Raw genomic sequence first — 14,139 nt, forward strand, 5'->3', positions numbered from 1 at the left:
GGGCCGGGCCCCCCGCCGGCGCGGCGGAGGTCCGGGTGGACGACGTGCGGCTGACCGGCGGCGGGCCGGCGGGGGAGAGCGAGACGTTCGAGTCGGCGCAGCCGGGGTGGGGGCCGTTCGTCAAGGGTGACGCCGGGGGCGCCTTCGACGCGCGTACGCACCTGGCGCAGCGGCACGACCCGTACACGCGGGCCGGATGGAACGGCAGGACCGTCGACGACGTGATCACCGGCGACTGGTCGCTCAAGGCGCACGAGGAGCGGCAGGGGCTGGTCTACCGGACCGTGCCGCAGACCGCGCGCTTCGAGCCGGGGCACGCCTACGAGGTGTCGTTCCGCTACCAGAGCGCCCTGGCCGACTCCTACGCCTGGGTGACCGGCTACGACAAGGGGACCTCCAGCGTCGAGACGCGCCGCACCCCCGTCCCCGAGCGGCGGGCCACGGAGCGGTTCGCCGAGCGGGTGGTCGCGGGCTGCGGCGACGTCTGGGTCGGGCTCAGGTCGCTGCAGGCCGAGCGCCCGGGGGCCGACTTCGTCCTGGACGACTTCGCCGTCAAGGACCTGGGCCCGGACCCCGAGGCGCAGGCGTGCGGGTCGCTCGACGTGGCGGCCGGCTCCCCGGCCTTCGAGCAGGGCACGGCCGGCGACGTCACCACCACGTTCGTCAACCTGGAGGACGAGGCCGCCCAGGACGCCGAGGTCACGCTGACCGTCCCCGGCGGCTGGGACGTCAGCGGCGACGGTCACGGCGGCACGGTCGAGCCCGGCGGCAAGCTGGTGACCACGTGGAAGGTGACCCCGCCCGCCGGCGCCCCCTACGACACCTACGAGATCAGGGCCACCGCCGCCTACACCGCGGGCGGGCAGGCCAAGACGCTCGACGCCCTGACCACCGTGCGCACCCTGCCGCCGCCGCCCACCGCCGACGCCTGGGCCAGTGACCTGGACTGGGTCAGCGCCGCCAACGGCTGGGGGCCCGTCGAGCGCGACCGCTCCAACGGCGACCTCGGCGCCTCGGACGGCACGCCGATCGTGGTCGGCGGCCAGGCGTTCGCCAAGGGGCTCGGCACGCACGCGCCCGCCGACGTCCGCTACTTCCTCGGCGGCCGGTGCGCCGCCTTCACCGCCACGGTGGGCGTGGACGACGTCCAGGCCACCCGCGGCTCGGTCCGGTACAAGGTGGTCGCCGACGGCGTGGTCAAGGCCACCAGCCCGGTGCTGCGCGCCGCCGACCCGGCCCACGAGCTGAGCGCCGACCTCACCGGCGCCCGCTACGTGGACCTCGTCGTGGACGACGGCGGCGACGGCAACGGCAACGACCACGCCGACTGGGGAGGCGCCCGCTTCAGCTGCGCCTGACCCCGCGCCCGCCGGCACGGGCGGCCGGGGCGGTGACCGCCTTAGCGAAGTCTTATCCTTGGCGTGGTCAGATGGCAGCTGGACATGGTGCGCTTCCCACTGCCATCGGTCCGCCGACGATCACCTGATCAGTACGATCAATGATCACATCGATCAAGGAGAACTCCCCGTGTCCGCGTCGCAACCGTCACGTAACGCTCGCTCGGCGATACCCTGGGTGACATTGGCCGCCCGGTTGATCCTGGGCGGGGTGCTGATCGCGGCCGGGGGGCTGAAGATCGGCAACCCGTCCGACTCCGTCGTGGCGGTCAAGGCGTACCAGCTGCTGCCCGACACGATCGCCACGACCGTCGGCTACGGCCTGCCGATCCTGGAGATCGTGGTCGGGGTGCTGCTGGTCGTCGGGTTGATGACCAGGGTGGCGGCGGTGGTGGGCGGGCTGCTGATGTTCGCCTTCGTCTTCGGCATCGCCTGGGCCTGGGCCCACGGCCTGCGCATCGACTGCGGCTGCTTCGGCGGCGGCGGCCAGCTCGGGGCGGGGCAGCAGCCGGCGTACCTGCTCGACATCCTGCGCGACTTCGGCCTGGTCGTGTGCGGCGCCTGGATCGTGTGGCTGCCGCCGGGACGCTTCGCGCTCGACTCCGCCCTCGGCCTGGCAGGCGGCGGGCGCGCATACACACAAGAGGAGATGGGCTGATGAGCAAGGGGGCTCGCGCGCAGACGGCGCGGGAGAAGATCAGGGAGCAGCAGGCCGCCGACCGGGCGCGTGACCGGCGCAAACGCGTCGTCACCTACGCGACCGTGGGCGTCGTCGCCGTCGCCGCGGTCGGGGCGGGGGCCTGGTACGCGGCCAGCAAGTCGCAGTCCGAGCAGGCCGGGGCGAACCTGGCGCCGGTCACCGTGGCGGCCGACGGCGCCGTCACCATGGCCCAGGCGGGCGTCACCGCGCCGGTCGTGGACGTCTACGAGGACTTCCAGTGCCCGGCCTGCAAGCAGATGGAGGAGGTCAGCGGCAGCACCTACCGCAACCTCGCCGCCGAGGGCAAGGCCAAGGTCGTCTACCACCCCATCACGATCTTCACCACGGAACCGACGAAGTCCAACTCCGTGCGGGCGGGCGCCGCGGCCCGCTGCGTCAGCGACGGCAAGCAGTGGGCCGCCTTCCACGACCTGCTGTTCAAGAACCAGCCCAGCGAGACCGTCGAGGGCTTCAAGATCGACCAGCTCGTGGCCTGGGCCAAGGAGGCCGGAGCCACCTCGCCCGACGTCGAGACCTGCATCACCGGCCAGAAGCACGCCCAGGCGCAGCTCGACTACAGCACCAAGGTCAACACCGAGCAGAAGCTCCAGGGCACGCCCACCGTCAAGCTGAACGGCAAGGAAATGGACAACCAGGTCGTCTTCTCGCCACAGGACCTACGCGAAGCCATCACCGGGGCGGCCAAGTAGCCTCGCTTCCGCTACCCTCACCTGACATGCCCCTTGCCTCGATTCCCAGCCCTTCCCAGGGGGTCTGGTATCTCGGATTCGTGCCGATCCGGGCCTACGCCCTGTGCATCGTGCTCGGTGTCATCTTCGCCGTCTGGCTGAGCGAGCGCCGCTGGCGCGCCCGCGGCGGCCAGAAGGGCACCATCGTCGACATCTCGGTGCCGGCGGTGATCTTCGGTCTCATCGGCGGACGGCTCTACCACGTCATCACCGACTGGCAGACCTACTTCGGTCCACGCGCGATCAAGGAGCCCTACCAGGCGCTGTTCATCTGGGAGGGCGGGCTCGGCATCTGGGGCGCGATCGCCCTCGGCGGTGTCGGCGTCTGGCTGGCCTGCCGCAGGCGCGGGCTGTCGCTCAGCGCGGTGGCCGACACGGTGGCCCCCGGCATCATCTTCGCGCAGGCGATCGGACGCTGGGGCAACTGGTTCAACCAGGAGCTGTACGGCTCGCCGACCACGCTGCCGTGGGGCCTGGAGATCGACCAGGCGCACGGCGGCGAGCCCGGCGTGCTCTACCACCCGACCTTCCTGTACGAGTCGATCTGGAACCTGCTGCTGGGCCTGGCCCTGCTGTACGTCGGCAAGCGCTTCGCCCTGCGCCACGGCCGGCTCTTCGCGCTCTACGTGGCCGGATACACCTTCGCCCGGTTCTGGATCGAGGGCCTGCGGATCGACCCGGTCGGCGGGGTGGACCACGCGGTGACGTTCCTGGGGCTGCGGCTGAACCAGTGGACCTCCATCGTGGTGTTCATCGGGGCGCTGATCTACTTCTGGTGGGCCAGGAACAAGACCTACGAGGAGCACGTCGTCCCGGCCGGTGAGCAGCCGGCGGACGTGCCCGACCCGGCGCACGGCGCCGAGCAGGCCGACGCCGACGTCCACGAGGAGGACGACGCCACCGCGGCGCGGGCCCCGGAGGCCCCTGAGTCGTCGGGGACCGCGGAGTCGTCTGAGACCTCGGAAGCCTCCGCGGCCTCAGAGCCCGAGGCCGAGTCGCCGGTCAAGGACACCGCCGCCGAAGCGGAGGGAGCCGTCCCGGACGAGAGCGTGGAGAAGGAGAAGAACTCGCGATGAGCGCGAGCGCGGAGCGCCACCACGAACACCGTGACGTCACCGGCGGCTGGCTACGGCCGTCGGTGTTCGGCGCCATGGACGGCCTGGTGTCCAACTTCGCGCTCATCGCCGGCGTCGCGGGCGGCACCTCCAACACCAGAGTGATCAGCCTCGCGGGCGTCGCGGGGCTGGCGGCGGGCGCCTTCTCCATGGCCGGCGGCGAGTACGTCTCGGTGGCCAGCCAGCGTGAGCTGGCCCAGGCCGAGATCGCCGTCGAGGCCCGCGAGATCAGCCGCCACCCCGAGGACGAGCAGGACGAGCTGGCCCAGACCTTCGTCGAGCGGGGCGTGACGCCGGAGCTGGCCGCCCAGGTCGCCGAGCAGATCTCCGTCAACCCCGCCCAGGCCCTGGAGGTCCACGCCCGCAACGAGCTGGGCGTCGGCCCGCACGACCTGCCCTCGCCCAAGGTGGCGGCCGGCTCGTCGTTCCTGTCGTTCGGCGTCGGGGCGCTGCTGCCGCTGGCGCCGTACCTGCTCGGGGTGCGCGGCCTGTGGGTCTCGGCGGTGCTGTCGTGCCTGGCGCTGTTCGGGGCGGGGGCGCTGGTGTCCACGGTGACCGCGCGCTCCTGGCTGTACTCGGGGACGCGGCAGCTCGTCGTCGGGGCGGTGGCCGCCGGGCTCACGTTCGGCCTCGGCAACCTGATCGGAGCGTCCGGACTGTGACGACCACCCGGCAGGCCCCCCGCAAGCGCAGGCGTCCGCCCCGCTCCGACTGGCAGTTCCCCATCCTCACCGACCTGGGGATGGACCCCAAGAAGCAGAAGCTGCTGGTGATCGGCGCCTCCGTGGCGGGCGTGCTGGCGGCGGCGGTCGTGCTGGTCCTCGTCATCACCTCGCTCGGCAGCGGGTACACGCCCGAACGACGGGCCAGCGCCGCGATCCTGCAGGCCGACGCCTCCCTGCCGGAGGTCTACCACAGCTGGTCCTCGCCCAAGCTGTTCGACCCGATCGCCGAGCGCGACAAGGACCGCGCGCCGCTCACCGAGAAAGAGGTGTTCGGGCAGAAGACGCTCGCCGACCAGGGCAAGAGCGCGGACGGCAAGAAGAGGCGGCTCACCCTCAAGCTCGCCGTCAGCAAGGTCGACGCCGACTGCGCCGCCGCCGTCTGGGGCGAGGAACTGCTCGAACTGGTCCAGGGCGGCGGCTGCAACCAGGCGGCGCGCGGCGTCTACCTCAGCTCCGACGGGCGCTACATCGGCCAGTACACGCTGCTGAACCTGCGCGACGGCAAGGCGGCCACGCAGGTGGTCGAGGAGCTCAAGACGCTGTACAGGGGCGGCTGGGCGCGCCCGCTCGGCACGGGGAGATCCGGCTTTCCGCCCGGCGCCCACACCGAGGGCGGCGGGTACGCCCTCGGGCACTATGTCGGGATGGTGTGGATCGGGCGGGCCGACGGCGCCGCCCCGACGGCCAAGGACGACTTCGTGTCGTTCTCGCTGACGCTGCGGGGGGCCGAGAAGGCCGTCTACCGGCGTGTCGTCTCGATCACCGGGCCGGCGTCGTGACGGGGGCGCGGGTGGCCATGGGGTGCGCGAGGCGCGATGGGGGACGAGCTGTGACGGGGGCGATCTCATGACGGTGCGGGCGCGGGTGGTGATCCCCGTGGGCGCCGCCGCGCTGGCGGTGGCCGCCGTGGGAGGCTGGCTGTGGCTGGGCCGCGCCGAGCCCCGGCCGTCCGCCTTCCAGGGCGAGCCGACCTCGGCCATGTACGCGCTCATCAACGAGCGTCAGAGCGACGCGGCCCCGCTGACCCTGGACGAGGTGTTCACCGCCGACACGGCCACCCTCGGGCCGCTGCGCCGCGAGTCGGCCGAACAGCTCACCGACTGCGACGAAGCCCTCTGGGGCGCCTCGGCCACCGGCTGCACCCAGGCGCTGCGGGCCACCTACTCGGGCGAGGCGGGGGCCGGGCAGTTCGTCATCTTCAACCTCGCCGACGGCCGCGCGGCGGACGCGCTGGTGAGCGCGCTGTCCCGGAGCGGGTTCGTCCGGCAGGCGGTCCCCTTCGACGCCGCCCACAGCCGCGCCCAGGCCCGCGCCCTCGGCCACTACGTCACCGTCGCCTGGGCGGGGCCGGTGCGGCCGGAGCAGCCGGCCGACCTGGTCCCGCAGTTGCTGGCCCTGGACCGGCTGGGGCACGTGGTCCAGCAACGGGTGATCGCGGCCACCTGACGCCCGCCCGCCCGGCCGGACGCCGGCGCGCCGGACGGCCGAGCGCCGGTCAGGCTGAGGGCAGGGCCGGTCAGGCTGAGGGCAGGGCCGCTCGGGCGGTCGCCGGGGCCGGTCAGGCCGTTTTCGAGAGGGCCGTCACCGTGGCGGCGACCGCGAGCGGGAGGCCGGCCAGGCGGTGCGGCGGGGCCTCCAGCGGGGTGATGTCCTCCGACCAGGGCGCCGATCGGCGGATGAGGGCGCGGGCGTCGTTCTTCGTCAGCGTCGTGCCCTGGGCGCGGGCCGTCGCGATGAGGGCCTCGCGCCAGGTGTTGGCCAGCTTGGCGTGCCCGTTGTCGAGGATGCGCCGCAGCACCACGGCGTCCTCGGCGGCCGGCTGCGGGAGCCGTACGGCCTCCAGGACGCCGTCCGCGTACGTGAAGGAGTAGACAGCCCGCAGCACGTCCGGGACGGAAGGGGTGGCGGGCGAGGCCGTGCGGACGAGCACGTGGGGGGCGCGGGTGGCCAGCAGGACGCGGGGGAGCGCCGCCTCCAGGCCCGGCGGCAGCGCGATCGCCACCCGCTCCACCGAGGCCGCGTACGGCTTGGTGAGCCACGTCGGCAGCTTCACCCGCGGCTGCGGCAACCCCTTGGGCCAGTCGCCCACCAGCAGATCCGGCTCCTGCGGGACCTCCGCCGCGCTCGCCTCCGAGGTGGCGGGCCGGGACTCCACCGACTGGGGGCCCTGGGTGTAGATGGCGGTCGTCAGGCGCTCCAGGCGGGCCGCCACCGCGGGGCGGGTCTTGGTGGTGGGACGCAGGACGTAGAGGTCGGCCGCCGAACCGATGGCCTCCGCCCCGAAGTAACGATTGAAATCGGGGTATATGGCTTCATAGGTGAGATTGAGCGCTGAAAGGGAGTTCTGGACCTTCAGGGCGAGCATGGGAGTCCGCTCGCTCGCCCCGTACGCCAGCAGCACCCGCCCTTCGTCCTTCAGCCCCTCGATCGCCCGCGCCACGAACAGGCCGATCCCCTCAGGTGTGTACGGCGGGTCGGTGAACGCCAGGTCGTGGTCGCGGGCCGACGGCGGCAGCGACAGCCGCAGGTCGGCCCAGCGGGTGCGGACGCCGAGGTCCTGGGCGTCGATGTAGGCCAGGACGCGCTCGTCGACGTCCACCACCGTGACCTCGGTCGAGGGGTGGACGAGCTTGACGGCCAGGGAGGTGAGATCGTGGTCGCCCACGCAGAGCAGCTTCGCGCCCGGCAGCCAGAACCGGGCGCCGAGCAGCAGCGCCCTGCGCAGTGCGGTCTCCGGCGTCGCCGAGACGTGGTCGAGCACGTGGCGGGCGCGCGGCGCGCCGGCGACCAGGCGCCGCAGCCGGTCGAGGACCTCGCCGTAGTGCGGCGCCAGGTGGGCCACCGGGTCCTCCGGCGGCGGGGCCATGGCCAGCAGGTCCTGGAAGCCGGGCACGTGGACGAGCGGCACCCTGAAACGCTCGTCGCCGCCCTCGTGGTGCTCCAGGGGCAGGGTCCGCAGCAGGCCCTCGACGGTGCGCCGGGACGTGGCCGTCTGCCTGACCAGGTCGGCGAGGCTCCACCACTGCCCGTCGCACAGGAGCGTCAGCGCGTGCCTGAGCCGCCTGCTGTCGGCGCCGGCCTCGGCCAGCAGCCTCTCAGCCCCGTCATGAGCCCCTTCATGATCCATGGGGCAACCTTACCGGCGGGAATTCCGGCCCCGGGTCCCGGTGTTTGGGACAGAGCGGTCCGGATGCCGGGATTGTCGCCAATGTTCGCGATGCGGACCAGGCGGGCACTTATCCGGCAGGGTGTTGTAACCTTACGCACACGCAGCAGGGCCAACGTCGTCCCCGCCTGTAGACGCAGATCTAGACAGACGAAGACGACGGGAGGGATTCAATGCCTGCTGCCCACCTCGGGTTCCCCGAGCCCCAGGGCCTCTACCACCCCGCCAACGAGCATGATGCCTGCGGTGTCGCCATGGTTGCCGACGTCGCTGGCCGCCGAGGGCACGGGATCGTGGTCAAAGCGCTGACGGCTCTCTGCAATCTCGATCATCGGGGGGCCAAGGGTAGCGAGCCTGACACCGGAGACGGAGCCGGGATCCTGACACAGGTCCCGGACGCGTTCCTCCGCGCGAACGTGAGCTTCGCGCTGCCCGAGGCCGGTCGTTACGCGACCGGCATGGCCTTCCTGCCGTTCGACGACGAGGCGCGTGCCATCGCGTTTCAGATGATCGAGGAGATCGCGGCGGAAGAGGGCCTGACTGTGCTGGGCTGGCGCGAGGTGCCGGTCGATCGCACGCTGCCCGGGCCGAGTGCCAGGGCCGTCATGCCGCATTTCGCGCAGCTGTTCGTGGCCGGCCCGGACGGGGAGTCAGGGCTGGAGCTCGACCGGCTGGCGTACTGCCTGCGCAAGCGGGCCGAGCACGAGGTGGACTGCTACTTCCCCTCGCTCAGCGCCCGTACGATCGTCTACAAGGGCATGCTCACCCCCGACCAGGTCGAGCCGTTCTTCCCCGACCTGTCGGACGAGCGCTACGAGACCGCGATCGCGCTGGTGCACTCGCGGTTCTCCACCAACACCTTCCCGAGCTGGCCGCTGGCCCACCCGTACCGTTACATCGCCCACAACGGCGAGATCAACACGGTCAAGGGCAACCGCAACTGGATGCGCGCCCGCGAGGCGATGCTCGCCTCCGCCCACATCCCGGGCGACATGTCGCGACTTTTCCCGATCTGTGACCCGGACGGGAGCGACACCGCCAGCTTCGACGAGGCCCTTGAGCTGCTGCACATCGGCGGCCGGAGCCTGCCCCACGCGGTGCTGATGATGATCCCGGAGGCGTGGGAGAACCACACCGAGATGGATCCCGCGCGCCGCGCCTTCTACGAGTTCCACTCCTCGATGATGGAGGCGTGGGACGGTCCCGCGTCGATCACGTTCACCGACGGCACGCTGGCCGGAGCCGTCCTCGACCGCAACGGGCTGCGCCCCGGCCGCTTCTGGGTGACCGCCGACGGCCTGGTCGTGCTGGCCTCCGAGGCGGGCGTGCTCGACTTCAGGCCCGAGGACGTGGTCCGCAAGGGACGCCTGCAGCCGGGCCGGATGTTCCTGATCGACACCGCCCGTGGCAAGATCATCGAGGACCACGAGATCAAGGCCGAGCTCGCCGCCGCCCAGCCGTACGAGAACTGGCTGCACGCGGGCCTGGTCCGCTTCGAGGAGCTGCCCGCGCGCCAGCGGGAGGTCCCCACCCACGAGGCGCTCGTCAAGCGGCAGCAGACCTTCGGCTACACCGAGGAAGAGCTGCGGATCATTCTGTCGCCGATGGCCAGGAGCGGTGCCGAGCCGATCGGCTCCATGGGCACCGACACGCCCGTCGCGGTGCTGAGCGAGAAGCCCAGACTGCTGTTCGACTACTTCACGCAGCTGTTCGCGCAGGTCACGAACCCGCCGCTGGACGCCATCCGTGAAGAGCTGGTCACGTCCCTGGCCAGCGTGCTCGGGCCCGAGGGCAATCTCCTCGACCCGGGGCCGACCTCGTGCCGCCAGCTCGTCCTGCCGTACCCGGTGATCGACAACGACGAGCTCGCGAAGATCATCCACATCAACGACGAGCATGACCTGCCCGGATTCCACCCGTATGTGGTCTCCGGCCTCTACCAGGTGTCGGGCGGCGGCGAAGCGCTGCTGCGGCGCCTGGAGGAGATCCGCGCCGAGGTGTCCCAAGCGATCGCGAATGGGGCGCGCGTCATCGTGCTGACCGACCGCGGCTCCAACGACACGCTCGCGCCCATCCCGTCGCTGATGCTGACGGGAGCGGTCCACCACCACCTGATCCAGGAGAAGACCCGCACCAAGATCGGCCTGGTCATCGAGACCGGCGAGGCGCGCGAGTGCCACCACATGGCGCTGCTCATCGGCTACGGCGCGGGCGCGGTCAACCCGTACCTGGCCATCGAGACCGTCGAGGACCTCGTCGACACGGGCGCGCTGGCGATCGACAAGCACAAGGCCGTCCGCAACCTGATCAAGGCCTACGGCAAGGGCGTCATCAAGGTGATGTCCAAGATGGGCGTCTCCACCGTCGCCTCCTACACCGGGGCGCAGATCTTCGAGGCGCTGGGCCTGAGCCAGGAGGTCATCGACTCCTGCTTCACCGGCACCACCTCGCGGCTCGGCGGCGTCGGGTTCGACGTGCTGGCCGGCGAGGCCGCGCAGCGGCACGCGCACGCCTACCCGCGCGCGGCCAACGCGCACCGCAAGCTCCAGGTCGGCGGCGAGTACCAGTGGCGGCGCGAGGGCGAGCCGCACCTGTTCAACCCCGAGACGGTCTTCAAGCTGCAGCACGCCACGCGCACCCGCCGGTACGAGATCTTCAAGGAGTACACGAACCTGGTCGACTCGCAGGCCGAGCGGCTGATGACGCTGCGCGGGCTGTTCAAGCTCAAGGACGGCCGCGCCCCGGTCCCGATCGAGGAGGTCGAGCCGGTCTCGGAGATCGTCAAGCGGTTCTCCACGGGCGCGATGTCGTACGGCTCGATCTCGATGGAGGCGCACGAGACGCTCGCCATCGCGATGAACCAGCTCGGCGGCAAGTCCAACACCGGCGAGGGCGGCGAGGACCCCGAGCGCCTGCACGACGCGCGCCGGCGCAGCGCGATCAAGCAGGTCGCCTCCGGCCGGTTCGGCGTGACCAGCGAGTACCTGGTCAACGCCGCGGACCTGCAGATCAAGATGGCCCAGGGCGCCAAGCCCGGCGAGGGCGGCCAGCTCCCGGGCCACAAGGTGTACCCGTGGATCGCCAAGACCCGGCACTCCACGCCCGGCGTCGGCCTCATCTCGCCGCCGCCGCACCACGACATCTACTCGATCGAGGACCTGGCCCAGCTCATCCACGACCTGAAGAACTCCAACCCCGCCTCCCGCGTGCACGTCAAGCTGGTGGCCGAGGTCGGGGTCGGGACGGTCGCGGCGGGCGTGTCCAAGGCGCACGCCGACGTGGTGCTCATCTCCGGGCACGACGGCGGCACCGGCGCCTCGCCGCTGACCTCGCTCAAGCACGCCGGCGCGCCGTGGGAGCTCGGCCTGGCCGAGACGCAGCAGACGCTGCTGCTCAACGGGCTGCGCGACCGCATCGTGGTGCAGGTCGACGGCCAGCTCAAGACCGGCCGCGACGTGGTCATCGCCGCGCTGCTCGGCGCCGAGGAGTACGGCTTCGCCACCGCGCCGCTGGTCGTGTCCGGCTGCGTGATGATGCGGGTCTGCCACCTCGACACCTGCCCGGTGGGCGTGGCCACGCAGAACCCGGAGCTGCGCAAGCGGTTCACCGGCAAGCCCGAGTTCGTGGTCAACTTCTTCGAGTTCATCGCCGAGGAGATCCGCGAGTACCTCGCCGAGCTGGGCTTCCGCTCACTCGACGAGGCGATCGGGCACGTCGAGCTGCTCGACATGACGGCGGCCGAGAACCACTGGAAGGCCAGTGGCCTCGACCTGTCGCCGATCCTGCACCAGCCGGAGCTGCCGGCGGGCACCCCGCTGCGCCGCACGGTCGAGCAGGACCACGGGCTGCGGCACGCGCTGGACAACACGCTCATCCAGCTCGCCGAGGGCGCCCTGAACAACGGCACCCAGGTGACCCTGGAGCTGCCCATCCGCAACGTGAACCGGACCGTCGGCACCATGCTCGGCTACCAGGTCACCAAGCGGTACGGCGGCGCCGGGCTGCCCGACAACACGATCGACATCCACTTCACCGGCTCGGCGGGCAACTCGTTCGGAGCGTTCCTGCCACGCGGGATCACGCTGCGGCTGACCGGCGACGCCAACGACTACCTCGGCAAGGGCCTGTCGGGCGGGCGCATCACGCTGCGGCCGCACGACGAGGCCCCGCTCGACGGCCACATCATCTCCGGAAATGTCGCCTTCTACGGCGCCACGTCCGGCGAGGCGTTCATCCGCGGCGTCGTCGGCGAGCGGTTCTGCGTGCGCAACTCGGGCGCGACCGCGGTCGTCGAGGGCGTGGGCGACCACGGCTGCGAGTACATGACCGGCGGCAAGGCCGTGGTGCTCGGGCCGACGGGACGCAACTTCGCGGCCGGCATGTCCGGCGGCGTCGCGTACCTGCTCGACCTGAACCTCGCGCGGGTCAACCGCGAGATGGTCGCCATCGAGGAGCTCACCGACGAGGACGGCGAGTGGCTGCGCGAGACGGTCGAGAAGCACTTCGCCGAGACCGGCTCGCCGATCGCCAAGGAACTGCTGGCCGACTGGCACGCGGCGCTCGGCCGGTTCGGCAAGATCATGCCGACCGACTACAAGCGGGTCATGGAGGCCGCCGAGGCCGCCCGCATCGAGGGCCGGGACATCGACGAGGCGGTCATGGCCGCCGCGGTCAAGGGATAAGGGAGGCGAACACCGATGGCTGACCCCAAGGGTTTTCTCACGCACGACCGGGAGCTGCCCGCGCGCCGCCCCATCGACGTCCGCATCGGCGACTGGCAGGAGGTCTACCAGGACTTCTCCGCCGACAAGCTGACCAGGCAGGCCGCCCGGTGCATGGACTGCGGCATCCCGTTCTGCCACAACGGCTGCCCGCTCGGCAACCTCATCCCCGAGTGGAACGACCTCGTCCACCGCACCGACTGGCAGGAGGCGATCGAGCGGCTGCACGCCACGAACAACTTCCCGGAGTTCACCGGCAGGCTCTGCCCGGCTCCGTGCGAGGCGGCGTGCGTGCTCGGCATCAACTCCGACCCCGTGGCGATCAAGCGGGTCGAGGTCGAGATCATCGACCGCGCGTTCGCCGAGGGCTGGGTCAGGCCGCAGCCGCCGACCGTCAGGACGGGCAAGAAGGTCGCGGTCGTCGGCTCCGGCCCCTCAGGGCTGGCCGCCGCCCAGCAGCTCACCCGCGCCGGGCACGACGTGGTGGTGTTCGAGCGGGCCGACCGGATCGGGGGGCTGCTGCGGTATGGCATCCCCGAGTTCAAGATGGAGAAGCGCCACATCGAGCGGCGCCTGGAGCAGATGCGGGCCGAGGGCACCGAGTTCCGCACCGGCGTGAACGTCGGCGTCGACGTCACCGCCGCGCAGCTGCGCTCGGAGTTCGACGCCGTGGTGCTGGCGGGCGGCGCGACCCAGTGGCGCGACCTGCCGGTGACCGGGCGCGAGCTCGGCGGGGTGCACCAGGCGATGGAGTACCTCCCCTGGTCGAACAAGGTGCAGGAGGGCGACCTGCCCGACTCGCCGATCTCGGCTCAGGGCAAGCACGTCGTGGTCATCGGCGGCGGCGACACCGGGGCCGACTGCATCGGCACCGCGATCCGGCAGGGGGCCAGGTCGGTCACCCAGCTGGAGATCATGCCGCAGCCGCCGGCGTCCCGGCCGGGCAGCCAGCCGTGGCCGACGTTCCCGATCCTGTTCAAGATGGAGAGCGCGCACGAGGAGCTCGCGGACGGGGGAGGGGCGCGGGTGTACGCCGTGTCCACGACGGAGTTCCTCGGCGACGAATCCGGAAATGTCCGCGCGTTGCGGCTGATCGAGGTCGAGGGGCCGCAGAACGGCTTCAAGCCGATCGCGGGGACCGAGCGGGAGATCCCGGCCGAGCTGGTCACCCTGTCGATGGGCTTCCTCGGCCCGGAGAAGGGGGCGCTGCTCGAAGACCTCTCCGGGGTGGCGGGGGAGGGCTTCTACGACGCCCGGGGGAACGTTTCCCGGGACAAGTCGTACATGTCCAAGGTGGACGGCGTGTTCGTCGCCGGGGACATGGGGCGCGGCCAGTCGCTGATCGTCTGGGCGATCGCCGAGGGCCGCGCGGCGGCGTCGGGGGTCGATCGGTACCTGTCGGGCGAGACGTCCCTGCCGTACCCGATCCTGCCGACGGCGCGGCCGCTCGTCTGACCGGGAAGCTGTCCGCCCGATCGGGACCAGTTCGCCCGATCGGGAAGCTGTCCGTCTGATCGGGAGCTGTTCGTTTGATCGCCGCCCCGCGCACTTGAGCGCGGGGCGGGG

The 14,139-nt window shown here is 71.6% G+C and carries 10 protein-coding genes; 9 read left to right on the plus strand and 1 reads right to left on the minus strand.

The features are described 5' to 3' along the window. From KME77_RS28465 to KME77_RS28495, 7 genes are all read left to right on the plus strand, one after another. Positions 1 to 1,358: NPCBM/NEW2 domain-containing protein (locus KME77_RS28465; RefSeq protein ID WP_219472156.1), on the plus strand; the 1,358-nt coding region annotated here is incomplete at its 5' end. 217 nt (positions 1,359 to 1,575) lie between these two features. Next, positions 1,576 to 2,055, plus strand: a complete 480-nt coding sequence (locus KME77_RS28470; protein WP_219472159.1) for a MauE/DoxX family redox-associated membrane protein — start codon at positions 1,576 to 1,578, stop codon at positions 2,053 to 2,055. Beyond that, positions 2,055 to 2,807: a DsbA family protein gene (locus KME77_RS28475; RefSeq protein WP_219472161.1), complete on the plus strand. Its 753-nt coding sequence runs from the start codon at positions 2,055 to 2,057 to the stop codon at positions 2,805 to 2,807. The genes KME77_RS28470 and KME77_RS28475 overlap by 1 nt, the downstream gene beginning before the upstream one ends. Before the next feature lie 80 nt (positions 2,808 to 2,887). Beyond that, positions 2,888 to 3,922, plus strand: a complete 1,035-nt coding sequence (lgt, locus tag KME77_RS28480) for a prolipoprotein diacylglyceryl transferase (protein WP_372451237.1) — start codon at positions 2,888 to 2,890, stop codon at positions 3,920 to 3,922. Continuing rightward, the gene (locus KME77_RS28485; protein ID WP_219472164.1) at positions 3,919 to 4,623 is read left to right on the plus strand and encodes a VIT1/CCC1 transporter family protein; all 705 of its coding nucleotides are present in this window, start codon (positions 3,919 to 3,921) and stop codon (positions 4,621 to 4,623) included. Before lgt ends, KME77_RS28485 begins: the two co-directional genes overlap by 4 nt. Beyond that, complete coding sequence (locus KME77_RS28490) at positions 4,620 to 5,465, plus strand: hypothetical protein (RefSeq protein WP_219472166.1); 846 nt, start codon at positions 4,620 to 4,622, stop codon at positions 5,463 to 5,465. Before KME77_RS28485 ends, KME77_RS28490 begins: the two co-directional genes overlap by 4 nt. 67 nt (positions 5,466 to 5,532) lie before the next feature. Continuing rightward, positions 5,533 to 6,132: a hypothetical protein gene (locus KME77_RS28495; protein WP_219472169.1), complete on the plus strand. Its 600-nt coding sequence runs from the start codon at positions 5,533 to 5,535 to the stop codon at positions 6,130 to 6,132. A gap of 112 nt (positions 6,133 to 6,244) precedes the next feature. On the opposite strand, the gene KME77_RS28500 is transcribed toward KME77_RS28495, so the two are convergent. Further along, positions 6,245 to 7,813: a bis-aminopropyl spermidine synthase family protein gene (locus tag KME77_RS28500; protein ID WP_219472171.1), complete on the minus strand. Its 1,569-nt coding sequence runs from the start codon at positions 7,811 to 7,813 to the stop codon at positions 6,245 to 6,247. Between the two features lie 212 nt (positions 7,814 to 8,025). Here KME77_RS28500 and gltB point away from each other — a divergent pair, with 212 nt between their 5' ends. Both gltB and KME77_RS28510 read left to right on the plus strand, forming a co-directional pair. After that, positions 8,026 to 12,534 carry a glutamate synthase large subunit gene (gene gltB, locus KME77_RS28505; RefSeq protein ID WP_219472174.1) on the plus strand — a complete coding sequence of 1,503 codons (4,509 nt, stop codon included), beginning with the start codon at positions 8,026 to 8,028 and terminating at the stop codon, positions 12,532 to 12,534. A 15-nt stretch (positions 12,535 to 12,549) separates the two neighbouring features. Next, positions 12,550 to 14,028: a glutamate synthase subunit beta gene (locus tag KME77_RS28510; RefSeq protein WP_219472177.1), complete on the plus strand. Its 1,479-nt coding sequence runs from the start codon at positions 12,550 to 12,552 to the stop codon at positions 14,026 to 14,028. The last annotated feature ends 111 nt before the right edge of the window (positions 14,029 to 14,139 follow it).

The sequence above is a fragment of the Nonomuraea rhizosphaerae genome, assembly GCF_019396405.1.
In the GTDB taxonomy this organism is placed as follows: domain Bacteria; phylum Actinomycetota; class Actinomycetes; order Streptosporangiales; family Streptosporangiaceae; genus Nonomuraea; species Nonomuraea rhizosphaerae.

What these genes read in the sequence shown, in the direction of transcription:
- KME77_RS28495 (WP_219472169.1), top strand. Translation starts at nt 5,533, where the DNA reads ATGACGGTGCGGGCGCGGGTGGTGATCCCCGTGGGCGCCGCCGCGCTG.
- gltB (WP_219472174.1), top strand. Translation starts at nt 8,026, where the DNA reads ATGCCTGCTGCCCACCTCGGGTTCCCCGAGCCCCAGGGCCTCTACCAC.
- KME77_RS28475 (WP_219472161.1), top strand. Translation starts at nt 2,055, where the DNA reads ATGAGCAAGGGGGCTCGCGCGCAGACGGCGCGGGAGAAGATCAGGGAG.
- KME77_RS28500 (WP_219472171.1), bottom strand. Translation starts at nt 7,813, where the DNA reads ATGGATCATGAAGGGGCTCATGACGGGGCTGAGAGGCTGCTGGCCGAG.
- KME77_RS28485 (WP_219472164.1), top strand. Translation starts at nt 3,919, where the DNA reads ATGAGCGCGAGCGCGGAGCGCCACCACGAACACCGTGACGTCACCGGC.
- KME77_RS28510 (WP_219472177.1), top strand. Translation starts at nt 12,550, where the DNA reads ATGGCTGACCCCAAGGGTTTTCTCACGCACGACCGGGAGCTGCCCGCG.